Origin of the sequence: Atopomonas hussainii (assembly GCF_900109735.1) — a bacterium.
GTDB lineage: Bacteria > Pseudomonadota > Gammaproteobacteria > Pseudomonadales > Pseudomonadaceae > Atopomonas > Atopomonas hussainii.
This window is the reverse complement of the sequence record NZ_FOAS01000010.1, coordinates 146788-160717: the sequence shown is the minus strand read 5'-3', so window position 1 is coordinate 160717 and position 13930 is coordinate 146788. Positions and strand designations below refer to the sequence as shown.

Genomic DNA, 13930 nt, shown 5'->3' with positions numbered 1-13930 from the left:
CGAATGCCAGCACCCGCGCCCACAGCATAGCGACTGAGGATGACAGTGGAGGTGAACGGCGGCGGTTTCAACCCCCAAGGCGGGTTTCGCGCCGCGCTAGTGCGGGTTAACGGTAGGTCTCGCGGCGGTAGATGATCGGCTGTTGGCCGCCAAAAATCCCAAACGTGGCCTGCCCTTGCGGGTCGCTAAGGCCACTGCCAAACCAGTCAAAGTGCAGGTATTCCGGCACATCGAGGTTCACTTGTACGCTGCCGTCATTACCGGCGCCCGGCGCCGTCAGGCTTAGGCTGCCAAGCCCGCCGGTTGGCCCGCTAAGACTCGCCGAGGTATCGCTGCTGGCGAGGTTGCCGATGAAGTTGCTCAGGCTGACATTGGCGCTGCTGAGCACAGTGCAAGTATCGCCGGCTTCCAGACTAAACACGCCGCCGCTTTTCCAGCTTTGCAGTTGCAGCGGCAGGCTTAAACCTTGCAGCTCCGAGCCATGCGCATTGCCAACACTGGCGCGCCCCAAGCGCAGCTCGCTGCCAGCAAAGGTCTGGGTAAAGCCTGCGCAGCTGGCGCCGCCGTAGCAGGCACCATCTAGGTCGGTGAGCGCCGCGGCGGCAAAGGCCAGCTCGGCGTCGATGGCCACTGGCTCATCCTCACTGCTCGGCACGGCAGCCTTGCTGTACAGCAGGCCCTGCCCTTGATAGGTAAAGGTGCGCGCGCCATCGCCATTGCCTGCACCGTTGACCACAATGCTTTGCGTGCCGTCTAGGCTCATGCGTGCATTGAGCCCCGCGCGCCCGGCAATGGTGGAGTTCACCCCTAGTGAGGGATTCGCTAAGCGCCAGAAAGCGCCACGGTCATAGTTATTAGTGGTGCCACCATCGCGGCTCACCGCAGTGACACTCAGCTGTGGCTCATTCTGATAGCCAATGCGCTGGCCTTGATAGCTAAAGGCGCCACACGCATTGGTGAGAGTCGCACTGGCAGTCACTTGGAAGTTAGCGGGAATAAAGCGCCCTACTGGGCCACTCACCCCGGCTGGTACTGTCTCACCCAGATAGCCGTTGAGCGGCGGGGTGACGGTGATTTGGAACACGCCCACTTCGCCTTGGCGCACACTCACCGTGCTCTCGCCCGTAGCGCTCACGCCGTGGTCGTAACCGGCTGGCGATAAAGAACCGCTATCGCCACCGGCCGGTGCCAGCACAGCGCTGGTAAAGCCTAAGCCGGTCTGTTCATAGTTAGGCGTGGCGGGGTTATCGCTTAAATCGGCGTCCGTATCGGAGCCATTCCACGCCACGGGCCTAACGCGCAGATTAAAGCTATCACCGGCGCGCACATTGCCAGGGTACAGCGGGCAGCTGACATCCGCCGTGCATGTGGTGAGCGTCTCGGTGGCCACATGCAAACCAAACGGTTTCACCACGAAGCTGTCGTTACCTTGCATCAGCAAATCCGGCTGCCCCGCGACTTGCTCGGTGTATTGCGCGTTAAGGGTCAGCTGACCGGCATCTGGGTAAGTCACGGTGAAATTCGCGCGGGCATTGGCATCGAAACTTAAGCTTACCGGCGTGGGGCTGGCGGCGTTGGTGCCTAGAGAAGTGCTGTTGACGCTGAGCGCTAAGGTGCCGGTGCTCGGGTTGCTGTAGTTAAACCAGAAGCCAACGTTTTTATTAACATTGGCAAAGGCCGGCACACAGGCCTGGCTGGCGTCGTCTTTCTTCACCGCGCTGATCTGCACCGCCGACGACGGCTTGCCGGAGGTCTGCGTGGGCACATCGAAGATAAAACCGCTGTCGGCAAAAGCAATGTCGCAACTGTTGCTGCCGGCACTGAGGTTGCGGCACTGCGCGGTGTTATTCGCGCTTGGGCTAGAGGCGCTCACGGCCACAGTGCGTGTTCCAGCCGTGGTATTACGCAACGCCACCGTGGCACTACCGCCGGTCACGGTTAGCGGGTTTTGCGCCCAGCCAGTACCAGCCAAGGTGACGCTCACAGGGTCGGTATACAGCTGAGTACACGCGCTATCGCGGCAGGCTTTCACGGTGACGGTTTCTGGCGAGCAGGTCAGGCCATTGCCGTCATGCTCCAGCCTGATATGGTCGATCAGCACCGGCGTGGTAATGCCAAAGCGTGAACATACCTGCACGTTATCCAGCTCATGGATATTGCGCGAGCCACCCGTAGAGCCGGTAAACGAGAGCAAGAAGTTCTGCGGCAACGGTGCCTGATTCACATCGGCGCGCGCATCAAAGTTGGCGATCAGGTTTTGGTAGCCGCTGCCAGTATCGCGATCAACGCGCAGATACACTTTGCCGGCCTCGCGGCCATCCATCACCAGTTTGTAGCGATGATTCGGCCCCGGCGTGTTGCCGCCAATATCGACCCCCGGGTTTAGCGAGCCGGTACCGGCCAAATAGCGGTAGCCATTTAAGCGAGACCCCGAACCTCGAATTGCTACCGAGTCGCGGCGGAAGCCCACGCCCCCCACACGCCCCTCACTGGCACGGGAGAAATTACCGTACTCATCAACACCTAGCCCCAGCCAACCGCCGGCAAAACCATTGATCCGTGGGTTAGAGTTTGTGCGTTGCGCGTAGCCTAACGAACCACCGTAGCTGCCGGGAATTGGAGTGATGCTTTGATCGGACAAAATCACCGCCACCCCATCGGCGCCGCGACCATTGCTAGATCCTGCATAGGCGAGGTAGTCGAATTCCACCTCCAGATAGTTGCCGTCAGCGGGAAAGACGCGCTGCAGCGTGGCCAACGTAGCCTGGCGATTTTGTGCTTCGGTTAAGCGCAGCCGGTTACTGATCAGTGCAGGACTAAAGTTGCCGGATGAACGAGACAGCGCCCAATCGGCGCCGGGCGCGGTGCGGTCAAAACTGTCGTTAAAGCACGCCAAGCGCAACGGACAGGTCTTACGTTCACGCATTAACGCGGCGATTTGGCTATCCGACAGCGGCCGATCAAAGATGCGCACCTCGTCGATCTGGCCGTTGAAATATCGCCCGCGAAAGCCTTGGTCATTGGCGATTTGGAAAGGGTCGGTATTGCCGCGTGGCGTGCCAGAGTAATTACGCTGCCCAGCCAGTGCACCATTGATATAAATACGCTGATCGCCCGGGGCATAACGCAACACGATATGCGTCCATTGCCCCACCGGCACACTCACAGTGCTATCAAACTGGCGCGTGCTGTTGGGGCCTGTGGTTTGCCACCACCAGTTCACCCGGCCGTTGGGCTTTAAGTGAAACTCGTAGTTTTCATCCTTCGAGGCAATGGTCATCAAACCGCTACGCGGTAAGCTGGCGGGCTTAACCCACACCGCCAAGGTGAAGTTGTCATCCATGGTTAAGCGGTTGTCGTGCGGATGCTCGATGTACTGCTGCCTACTGGTATCAAACACGCCATAACCACAAGTACCTTCACCCGCCACAATCGGCAAAGCGGGGTCTAAATCAAGATTGGTTGCGCCGCGCTTCACCGCTCCGTGCATCGCATTGGGCGAGTCATCCAATACTTCGTTGCCATTGCCACTCCAGATGGCTTCGTTCATCGACCAACTGAGCACTGGCGTGAGCGGCGCCGCGCACGCATCACCGGGGGCGCTGTACGAAACTTGTGCGTTTTTATCGAGATAAATATTGCGCGCTGTGATCGCACCAAAAACTTTTGTATTTTCTTTCAGTAGAGCTGGGTCACCCTGACCGTTTCCTGAGGCCGCATAGAAATAACCGCTGGCGGTGCTGCCCTTTTCAAACTCCAGCTTACTGTATGCATAAAGATAAAACAGATCGGGGGTTCCGGAACTATTATTCCCCGAGGAGTTAATCAATGAATTTTCGCCCAGTTTGAAATCATCACGTACAAACCATCGAACCTGAGCATTACTTGAAATCTTAACGCTGGAATTTTTACTAGAGTCAAACTTACCAACCCAATAATCTCCCGGCGAAAGCGTCAGCTCCGCCCCGTCACCCAATACAAGCTTATCGATATAAAAAGTCTGCCCAGCGCCAGCAATGGTCAGCTTGGCATTTTTTCCAAGCTTTATTTCTTTGTATTGATTAGTGCCATCCCCTGAAAGAGCACCCGACCTGTTATCAGCCAAAATATATTCCGCTTTATAGCCACCCATATCAGGAAAAGCACCAGCGCTTTGCGTAGGCACCGAGCCACCACTGGCCGCACAATCCGAGCTACCGCAAGTGTTGTTATTGCCCTTCTTTTCGATCGACTGCACCGGCAAGGCTGTCGCTGGGTTATCAAGCAGCACAGCATTTTGCTCAAACGTGACCTTGCCGCCATTACTGGCCGACCCCACGTACCAGCTCTGAATACCGCCTGGAAAGTTCGCTTCACAGCTACCGACATCTGCCCAAGCAGGTAGTACTGTGAAAACTCCCAACAAGCCAATCCAGCGCATATTCATCATCGCTCCACCACGGCTTCCAAACGGCGAAAGGCATAATCAGGACGCGTATCAGGCGAGCCGTTTTGTGCCACGGCTTGCAGTTGGTAGATGGTTAACGCCGCACCATCTTCGCCGGTGTAGCCGTTACTCGTGCACGTAACGGCCACTGTGTACTCACTGAGACTGCCGGCCATGACTGGGCTGCCCGCGCAGGCGCCGCCATTCAGCGCTTGGTAAATGCCCCACTCCAAACCTGCGCGGGCGGCTTGGTAGGCCCGCGCCTGTTGGATGAGCAGGCTGCCGGTGGCGCTTTGATTGCTGGACAGGCGCGCCATGGCGATCACCACCACAGTGACAATAATCACCACAAACATCGACGCCACCAGCGAAAAGCCGCGCTGGCGTTGTAACCCTCGCGGCACCGCTAACTTAGGGCGCATTGTCGACGTGAACCTGCTGCAGTAATTCAATGGTTTCGCCTTCAATCGTCATGGCCAGACGCAAAGTCACCAAGCCCGCGCGCTGCGGCGTGCCCGGCGCATAGGTAAAGCTGCACGCGCTGAGCTTATCCACCAGCAACTCGTCGGTGCCGCTAAATGCCGGGGTTAGCACCGTACGCGTATAACGTAGCAATTGATTGCCGCTACAACGGTAACCAATCACCTGATCGGCCAAATAAAAGCGACGCTCGGGCGAGGCAAACGCAAAGCGAAAGTCGCTGCCATAGCCTGAGAGCGTCACCTGGGTTTCGTTACCCGCTATACCGGTGGCGGCAAAGCCAGCGCCGGTGGGGCTGATCACTCCGGGGTTGGCATACGCCCACACATTGCTGCCCGCCACGGGGCTGCCGCCTGATTCGGCGCCAATGTTGTACACCACCAACCAGCGCGCCCCCGCCACACTCAAACTGGGGTGCAGCACCTGAAACGCCGAGCAGTTGCCCGTAACCGTGCACGCCGGGTCGCTGTTGTTGGTGCTAAAACGCAGGCTATCGCCACCTACCCGATTGGGCCGATAGCGCCCGGCGGCCAGCACGTTGAGCATGTCCATGTCATTGCCCTGTACACGCACCGAATTAGGCACCGCCAAGCGGATATCCCGCGCAATGCGATTGAGCGCCGACGCGGCTAAATCGACCAACTCAGCACGCCGGCTTTGCGCCACAAAGCCTTCAAGCGGGCGCGATAGCACCGCGCTGATCATCACCGCAACCACCCCGGCCAGGGCAATCACCATAACCAGTTCCACTAAGGTAAACGCGCGCTGTGTCTGTCGTGGCATAGGCACCTCAGTACCGTGTCCGGTAGCCGCGTAGCAGCAGCGCCTGACCTTGTGGATCAGTCACGGTGACGTCCACACTGAGTACCGCGCCAGCAGGCACGCCATTCCACGCTGCGCCATTAGCCACCGCCACTTGAATGCGGTAATTGCTTAAACCCGCCAGCGCATTGCCGGAGGAGTCACGCGCGCCGTTATCGTTCAGCCCGTTGTAGTCACAGACGTTATCAAACAAAGCACGATTGCCCGGCGCGCTGGGGCATTCGTTGCCGGTGCTGGGGTCGAGATAAGGCTGGGTAAGGATTTCTTCCAGATACGCCTCGGCAATCGCCAAGGCTTGTTGGCGCAACATAGGGTCTGCGGAGCGCGCCGTGATGCTGGCCATGGCGCTGAACAAGGCCGAGGCGGCAATACCGATGATCACAATACTGATGATCAACTCCACCAGCGTCATGCCGCGCTGGCGTTTCATAGCTGGCCTTTCACGTAACCGCTGCCGGCGGTGACGTTCAGGGTAAAACTACCAATACCGGCACTGGCGGCGGCGCTGCGGCCTTGCGAGTCAAACACCACGGGGAAACCCGTCGTGCTTACCGTCACGCCGTTAGGCACGGCACTGTTGCCATACGGCGGCTGGCCCTCATACGGGTCAACCACCGCCACCCAGCTGCTGCCATTGGCGCAATTTTGGTTGCGCTCGAGCAAGTAGCCCGATGCTTGGCTCAAGCTCACCCGCACTTGGCAATTGCTGGCTACCGCAAGCTTTTGCGCATAACGCACGGCGGCGAGGGTTTCTTCGTAAAACAGGCGGTCGTCAAATTGCACCCGCGAGAAAAAACGCGGCCCCACCACTGCTGCCAAAATGCCGAGGATGACAATCACCAAAAGCAATTCGACGAGGGTGAAGCCGCGCATAGGGATTGCTTATTCAACAACCACCGTCATTACGCGTAATGACAGGCGAAGGACGGTTTTGGTTAGGATTTGCCGCTTGGTAAGTCACATTGCACCCGCCTGCGCCTGCGGTGTAGCCGGTGATATTGTAAGTGCGCGTAGCGTTAGCACCTCCCCCACCACCTGATGCAGCAAAACCACTAACGTTTGCAGCAAGATCAATACCGCTCGCATTAGCCCTTGGGTAGCCATTACGCATCGTAATGTTCAAACCCTCTAATGGAATTTGTGCATTAACCGCGGTGCCATTCACTAAATGCACTGAGTGCGCAATGGCTGCCGATGACTTCAAACTACCCTCTAAACCTTGCAGCGACGCAATACGCGCACTCTGGCCAAAGTCGGCAAAACGAGGCAAAGCAAATGCCGCCAATATTCCCAAAATTACAATCACCATGATGAGTTCAATCAGGGTGAAGCCTTGGTTAGCATTGCGCATTCGCTATACCTCTTAGTTTTAACAACCGTTAACTGTGGCCACAACTGTAGAGGGCCCAGTATTACCAGCGGTGTAGACAACTTGGCAGTTGGTGCCTGTGTACCCTTGAACGGTATAGGTTATTGAGGCACCAGCAGCAGCACCGCCAGCAGTAGCCGCAAAACCATCTACTTGGGCAGCCTCGTCGATACCAGCCGCATTCGCTGTTGGGTAACCAGCCACCATAGTAATATTGACACCCTCAAGGGTAACGCTAGCGTTGGCCGCTGCACCTGCAGCAACCTGCGCGGAGTGCGCAATGGCTGAGGCAGAGCGCAAACTACCCGCCAAGCCATTAATCGAAGCTATGCGAGCTTGACTGCCAAAGTCAGCAAACCGCGGCAACGCAAAGGCGGCCAAGATGCCCAAAATTACAATCACCATGATCAGTTCGATCAAAGTAAAACCACTTTGTTGCTTTTTCATACGTACATGGACCTCATGCCGTGTTACTGAAAGGTAACGGTGACTTCACCGTTATTGGCGTTGTATTGAATATTGTCGTTACCACCATCTAGGTTGTAAGCGAACGTGCAGATAGTGGTAGCCGCCGTAACGGTGTAATCCGGGTTGGTGCCTGTAATCGTTGGCGCCGAGCCTTGCAAAACGTTGTTAAACACTTCGCCGCAGGTTGCAACACTCATTGCAGTAGTGGCCGGCAGTGTACCCGCCCCGCGATTGATACCGATCGGCCAGCCGTTGGCGTTGACATCCACAGTGCCGTTGCCGAAACCCGCCACGTTTTGCTGGCAGTTAGTGCCGCTACAGCCCTGCGAGCCGCCGTTGCGGTTAACTTCCCATTGTGAACGCACTAGCAAAACGGCCGAGGCTAAGGCGCCGGCGGTACCGCGCACTGCCGCTTCGTGAGCATCTTTGGTGGCGTTGATAAAGCGCGGCAAGGCCACGGCAGCCAAAATGCCAAGAATGGCGATGACCACGATCAGTTCAATCAAGGTAAAACCGCGTTGACGCATAGGGCCTCCTAGAGCTCTAAGCGGCGGATGTACCGGCGCAATTCCTCAGCGCTGACGTCGTCCATTTCGTACACGGCCGCAGTGCCGTTTTTCGGCACATTGTGTGAACTATTTAACACTTCAGCGCCTAAGCGTCGAATCTCCAGCGCCAAAATGCCGCCTTCCTCAGGCGTTATCCATCGTGCTTGCAAGCGATATACCACCCACTTGCGATCTGTTAGGTAATGCCAGCACCCCGGCTGCGGCGCTGCGTTACCTTGCAACTCGCCGCAATACTGCTCGGGCTGCCAGCTCAGCAGGGTGAACGGGTTCACCGCGTGCAGATCCGGCGCCGGCTTGCCAGCGGCCATGGCTTCGGCCACTTCGGCCAACACGCTGTCGGCCAAACTGCCGCGAATCGCCGCCACCGTGCGCTGTTCAAGCACTGCGCTGGCGCGCTCTAACATCATCCACGCAACACTGCCGCCCAACAGACTTAGCACCAGTGTGACAACAATTCTCAGGCGACTGATTTGCTTATCTTGAGCATAGTCGGGGTGACTCACATTTTCCCCTTGGCCGCCGACGACAGTTCCCACATCGGCAGGAACACGCCCAGCGCCAACACCAAGACCATAATGCCCAGCGCCACAATCAAGATCGGCTCAATAGCATCGGCAAGGCGTTTTAAGTCGTAGTCGACCTCTTGTTCATAGAAGTCGGCCACTTCAAGAAATAATGAATCCAGCGAGCCGGTTTCTTCGCCGACCGCCATCATTTGCAAGACCAACGGTGTAAACAGCCCGGTATTGGCCGCGGTGCGGGTGAGCGCTTCGCCACGCTCGACCCCGGCGCGCATCTCGATGATGGCATTGCCGATATACAAGTTGCCGACGCTGCCGGCATTCACCGACAAAGTTTGCAGAATCGGCACGCCAGACTGGTACATCATGGCGAAGGTGCGCGAGAAACGGCCCAAGGCGATGCGCTCAAAAACACCGCCCACGATGGGCAGGCGCAGCTTGGTTTTGTCCCACCACAAGGCGCCATCATCGGTTTTGATGTAGCGAAAAAACGCCACCAAACTGCCGACCAGAATCAGCAACAGCAGCCACCAATAATTGACCATGAAATCGGACATGCCGATCAAGATGCGCGTGGGCAGCGGCAGTTCGGCGCGAAACTGCTCGAACACTTTGGCAAACGCCGGAATCACAAACAGGTTGATCACCGTCAGCGCCACGCCCATGGCCAGCATCACGAAGGTGGGATAACGGGTGGCCTGCTTGATGCGCTTGCGGGTTTCGCGCTCTAGCTCCAGATAGCCGGATAACTCACCGAACGCGACATCCAACTTACCGGTGTTTTCGCCGACGTTAATCATGCTGATAAACAGCGGCATAAACACTTTAGGGTGCTGGCGCAGCGCAGCCGCCAAGCTCATCCCGGACTCCATGTCCGTGGCCACTTCTTGCAGCACCTCGGCAAAAAACTCGTTACGCCCAGATTCGGCCAAGCCGCGCATGGCGCGAATAATGGGCACGCCGGCTTTGTTCAGGCTGCGCATCTGGCGGCAGAAGATAATCAGTTCTTCCAGCGCCACCTTGCGGCGCTTAAAGCGCTGGCGGATTTGCTGCAGCACATCGTCGCCGCCCGCCCCGCTCGCGGCTTGCTCTTCAATCGCCAGCGGGGTGATGCGCTGCGACTGCAAGGTTTGCGCAACAGCCTGCGCATTGGCGGCACTGAGCACACCAGAGACCTTAGCGCCCTGCGCATTACGCCCCTGATAGTGAAACTCGGCCATTACACGGCGCCTTCCATGCTATCCGTCAGCGTGGCGCACACCTTGAGTACCTCCTCGACACTGGTCACGCCAGCCAAGGCGTAGTCCAGCGCGCAGTTGGCCAGTGGCCGGTAATTGGGGTTGCGCTTGGCCGCTTGAGCGAAGGTTTCCGGATCGGCGCTGCGCAGGGCGCTGACCATGGCATCGTCCATTTCCAGCAGCTCATACACACCGATACGACCGCGATAGCCTGTGTTATTGCAGTGGTGGCAGCCATTGCCATGCTTGAACTTACGCCCCTCTAGCGAATGCCCGGCGAGGCTTTCCAGCCACACACGTTGCTGCAAGGCGGGCTCGTACTCTTCCATGCAGTTTTCGCAGATGCGGCGAATCAAGCGCTGCGCCAACACGGCATTTAACGAGGTAGCGACCAAGAACGGCTCGGCGCCCATGTCGATCAAGCGCATGGCCGAGGTCATCGCATCGTTGGTGTGCAAGGTGGATAGCACCAAGTGACCGGTCAGTGCGGCGCGCAGGCCGATTTCGGCGGTTTCTTGGTCGCGCATCTCACCAATCAGCACGATGTCCGGGTCTTGGCGCAACGCAGCGCGCAACACGCGGGCGAAGGTCAGGTCGATCTTGGCGTTGACCTGCACTTGGTTGATACGTGGCAGGCGGTATTCCACCGGGTCTTCCACGGTGATGATTTTTTTATCCGGGCTATTAAGCTCCGACAGCCCGGCATACAGGCTGGTGGTTTTACCCGAACCTGTCGGGCCAGTGACCAGCACCAGGCCAAACGGGCGCTGCAGCAAACGGCGAAAACGCGCCAGCAAATCCGCCGGCATGCCGGTTTTATCCAGACTAAACACGCCGGCTGACTGATCGAGCAGACGCATCACCACCGACTCGCCGTATTGCACAGGCATGGTCGAGACACGCACGTCGAGGCTGCGGTTTTTCACCCGGATATTGAAGCGGCCATCCTGCGGCAGGCGTTTTTCCGAGATATCCAAACCGGACATGATCTTTAAGCGCATCACCAAGGCTGAGGCGATGCGTTTTTCTTTCATCACCTGCTCGTTGAGCACACCGTCGATACGCTGGCGGATGCGCACCACGCCTTCGTCGGGCTCGATGTGAATGTCCGAGGCCTTCATTTGCACGGCGTCTTCAAACAAGGTTTGCAGCAGGCGCACCACCGGCGCTTCGGTGTTGCTGTCGTCCGACAGGCGGGCGAGGTCGAAGTCGCTGTCGGCGAGGTCTTCTTCCAGCTCACCGGCAATCGAGGCGATTTCGCTGGTGCGGCGATAGACCAGCTCAAGGGTCTCGACCAGCTCGCCTTCGCGCACCACCGCCGGCAGCAGACGGTCTTTTAGGTGGTGTTCGAGGGCGTCCATGGCCATTAAGTCGAGCGGGTCGCTCATGGCCACGCGCAAGCCTTCCGGCTCTTTGGCCAGCACCAGCGCGCGGTAGCGGCGGGCCATGGTTTCCGGCAGTTTTTGGATCAGTTCTTGGTTGAACTTAAAGTGCTTAAGCTCGATAAACGGCACTTGCAGCTGCTCGGACAACGCCTTAAGCAAACGCACTTCGGTGACAAAGCCCATGTCCACCACAGTGCGGCCGAGCTTAGTGCCGGCGCGTTTTTGTTCCTGCAGGGCGAGGCCCAGCTGCGCATCGGTTAATAGCCCGGCTTGGATCAGCACATCGCCGATGCGCAGTTTTTTCCGTTGGCCTTGTTCTTCACTCATCGCCTAATTCCTTCAGCAGCGCGGCTAAACGACTGCGCGCGTAATCGGCAGAAGCACCTTGCAAGCTGCCAGTAGCCAAGCCCAACCGGTAATGATTGCTCGCCGTACGCAGGTCGCCCAGTTGCTCCAGCGCGATGGCCAAGCCGAGCTGCCAGCTGCCTTGGCCCGCTTGATAGCGCAGCAACTCTTGATAGCGCTCGGCGCTTTGCGCCCAGTTGCCGGTTTGCTGGTAAGTGGCAGCGAGCAGCGCGTGGTAGGCCGGGTCTTTAGCCAGCGGCGGTAGATAACCACTTAAGGTTTGCGCCGCAGCGGCGGCTTGGCCTTGCTCCAGCTGGCCCCGCGCTAAGAGCATGCGCAGCTCGCTGTTTTGCGGATGACGGGCGATTTGCCCCGGCAGCCAGCTCTGTAGCTGATTGATTTGCCCGGCGGCCAAATACGCTTTGGCCAACCAAGCGCTGACTTCGCTGTTGTCCGGCTGCTCACGCTGGGCGGTTTCCAGCAAGGTGATAGCGCCTAAGTAATCCTGCGCGAGCATGGCTTGCTTGGCGCGACTCAGCTCGTCTTGGCGACGCGGGGTGACTTTAATCTGTGTGTTCGCCGTTGGCTGGGCGCGCACCGCTGGCGCCGTGTTAGCCGTGTGAGTGGCAGGCTGTGTGGGCTCTGCCGGCGGTGCACTGACCGGCACGGCGAACAGCTCAACCGGCTCGCTGGCTTCTTCGGCAATCGGCAGGTCGGTTAAGTCCAGTTCGGCCTCGGCGGCGCGCGGGGTGACTTCTAGCCACAGCTGCCAACGATCGGCGGCGCTTTCGAGGCGATCATCCACTTGCAAGGTGCCGCCTAGGGCCACCAACAGCAGCTGCACATCATTACCTTGCGGCTCTAAGCGCCACGACAACACCAGTGGCGCACGCTGCACGCGGCCTTGCTGCAAGCCTTGCGGCAGTGCGGTGGCGGGCAGGCGAATGCTGATGGCGCCGTCTTCGTCTTTGCGCTCGTAGCTCACGGGTTTATCCAAGAGCAGCTGCAAGACAAAGCGCTCGCCTTGGTTTTGCGGCAGCACGGCTTGAATCTGCGCCAAGGCCGGCGCCGGTGTCACAGCAGGCACCACAGGTGTTGGAGCCTGCACTACCGCTGGGGCTGGCTTGGCGGCCGGGTCAAAAATCACTTTCAAAGACATACCGAGCAGAATCGCCAGCAGCGCGCAGCCACCTAGCCAAGCGAGTAACGGGCGCTTGCGACTAAGGCGGTCTTGCAGGCGCTCGTCGGGGTCGTCATCCACCGGCGCCATGCCGGCAAACGGTGCGGTTTCTTCCGGGCTGGCGCGGCGTGCTTCTAAGTCACGCAGCATCTCATTGACCAGACTCATCGCCACCTCCTTGTTCGGCGTTGGCGACAGTGGGCAGCCACGGTTGCAACCAGTTCAACAAGGCAGGCGCTTGCCACAGGGTTAACGCCACGACCAAACCGGCGGCCACGCCCCAAGGCCAGCGAGGCTGAGCGTTCGCTGGCCCCTGCACGCCTTCGGTATCGTCCAAGGCGCGCTGGACAAAACTGCGCGGAATGCGTCGCTGGCCTTTGCCAAAGCCGACCATCAGCGCCTTGTGCGCGACGATATTGATCAGCCGCGGCACGCCCCGCGTACCCTGCGCCAGCAAGCGCAGCGCGGCGCGTTCAAACAAGGCCGGGCCGTTGTAACCAGCCACGCTCAAGCGATGATTGAGGTAACGCTCAATCTGCTCGCCCTCAAGCTGCTTGAGGCGATAAGAAAAGGTGATCCGCTGACGCAACTGGCGGAAGCGTTCCTGCCCTAGCACGTCATCCAACTCGGGCTGGCCGAACAACACCACCTGCAACAGTTTGCTGCGCTCGGTTTCTAGGTTAGTCAGCAAGCGCAGCGCTTCTAAGGTGTCATCCGGCAGGGCTTGTGCTTCATCAATCAGCAGCACACAGCTACGCCCGGCGTGCGCCAGCTCGATCAGCTTTTGGTTAATCGCTTCCAGCAGGGCAATTTCGCCAAGGCTATCGGCCTCTACCAAGCGCAGCTCGCGGGCCACCGCGCGGCGCAAACCTTCTGGGGTCAGGCACGGGTTGGGCACATAGGCGAGCTGAAAGCGCTCGGCGTCGAGGCTGTTGAGCAAAGCGCGGCACAACAAGGTTTTGCCGGTGCCCACTTCGCCGCTGATTTTGATAAAGCCCTCACCTTGCTCCAGCGCCACTAAGAGCAAGTTCAAGCACTCCTGATGGCCCGGCAAGCGCACCATGAACTCGGTGTTCGGGGTCAGCGAGAAGGGCATTTCGCGCAGCCCATAGAAGGCCTGATACATG

At 58.6% G+C, this 13930-nt stretch carries 13 protein-coding genes and 1 pseudogene; all 14 read right to left on the bottom strand.

What is annotated here, in order from left to right:
- Positions 1-106 precede the first annotated feature (106 nt).
- Entirely contained in the window at positions 107-3550 is a 3444-nt protein-coding gene (locus tag BMX80_RS11505) for a DUF6701 domain-containing protein (protein WP_175474908.1), read from the bottom strand.
- A 66-nt stretch (positions 3551-3616) separates the two neighbouring features.
- A pseudogene (locus tag BMX80_RS18100) lies at positions 3617-4132 on the bottom strand (DUF7305 domain-containing protein); the annotation flags it as partial.
- A gap of 293 nt (positions 4133-4425) precedes the next feature.
- A complete protein-coding gene (locus BMX80_RS11500; RefSeq protein WP_074868580.1) occupies positions 4426-4848 on the bottom strand; it encodes a hypothetical protein in 423 nt (140 codons plus the stop codon).
- A complete protein-coding gene (locus tag BMX80_RS11495) occupies positions 4838-5689 on the bottom strand; it encodes a PulJ/GspJ family protein (RefSeq protein ID WP_074868577.1) in 852 nt (283 codons plus the stop codon). The genes BMX80_RS11500 and BMX80_RS11495 overlap by 11 nt, the downstream gene beginning before the upstream one ends.
- A 7-nt stretch (positions 5690-5696) precedes the next feature.
- A complete protein-coding gene (locus BMX80_RS11490) occupies positions 5697-6158 on the bottom strand; it encodes a type IV pilus modification PilV family protein (protein WP_074868575.1) in 462 nt (153 codons plus the stop codon).
- Positions 6155-6601 (bottom strand): pilus assembly FimT family protein, encoded by a 447-nt coding sequence (locus tag BMX80_RS11485; RefSeq protein ID WP_071870959.1) that lies wholly within the window; start codon positions 6599-6601, stop codon positions 6155-6157. The genes BMX80_RS11490 and BMX80_RS11485 overlap by 4 nt, the downstream gene beginning before the upstream one ends.
- 13 nt (positions 6602-6614) lie before the next feature.
- Positions 6615-7079: a pilin gene (locus tag BMX80_RS18050; RefSeq protein ID WP_074868560.1), complete on the bottom strand. Its 465-nt coding sequence runs from the start codon at positions 7077-7079 to the stop codon at positions 6615-6617.
- Positions 7080-7097: 18 nt separating this feature from the next.
- A complete protein-coding gene (locus tag BMX80_RS18045) occupies positions 7098-7544 on the bottom strand; it encodes a pilus assembly FimT family protein (protein ID WP_074868557.1) in 447 nt (148 codons plus the stop codon).
- 23 nt (positions 7545-7567) lie between these two features.
- Positions 7568-8092, bottom strand: a complete 525-nt coding sequence (locus tag BMX80_RS11470; protein ID WP_071870961.1) for a prepilin-type N-terminal cleavage/methylation domain-containing protein — start codon at positions 8090-8092, stop codon at positions 7568-7570.
- 8 nt (positions 8093-8100) lie between these two features.
- Positions 8101-8637: a hypothetical protein gene (locus BMX80_RS11465; protein ID WP_074868555.1), complete on the bottom strand. Its 537-nt coding sequence runs from the start codon at positions 8635-8637 to the stop codon at positions 8101-8103.
- Complete coding sequence (locus BMX80_RS11460; RefSeq protein ID WP_074868552.1) at positions 8634-9875, bottom strand: type II secretion system F family protein; 1242 nt, start codon at positions 9873-9875, stop codon at positions 8634-8636. The genes BMX80_RS11465 and BMX80_RS11460 overlap by 4 nt, the downstream gene beginning before the upstream one ends.
- Positions 9875-11605 carry a GspE/PulE family protein gene (locus tag BMX80_RS11455; RefSeq protein ID WP_071870964.1) on the bottom strand — a complete coding sequence of 577 codons (1731 nt, stop codon included), beginning with the start codon at positions 11603-11605 and terminating at the stop codon, positions 9875-9877. Before BMX80_RS11455 ends, BMX80_RS11460 begins: the two co-directional genes overlap by 1 nt.
- Positions 11598-12971 carry a tetratricopeptide repeat protein gene (locus BMX80_RS11450; RefSeq protein WP_074868550.1) on the bottom strand — a complete coding sequence of 458 codons (1374 nt, stop codon included), beginning with the start codon at positions 12969-12971 and terminating at the stop codon, positions 11598-11600. The genes BMX80_RS11455 and BMX80_RS11450 overlap by 8 nt, the downstream gene beginning before the upstream one ends.
- A complete protein-coding gene (locus tag BMX80_RS11445; RefSeq protein ID WP_074868546.1) occupies positions 12955-13929 on the bottom strand; it encodes an ExeA family protein in 975 nt (324 codons plus the stop codon). The genes BMX80_RS11450 and BMX80_RS11445 overlap by 17 nt, the downstream gene beginning before the upstream one ends.
- Position 13930: the final 1 nt, after the last annotated feature.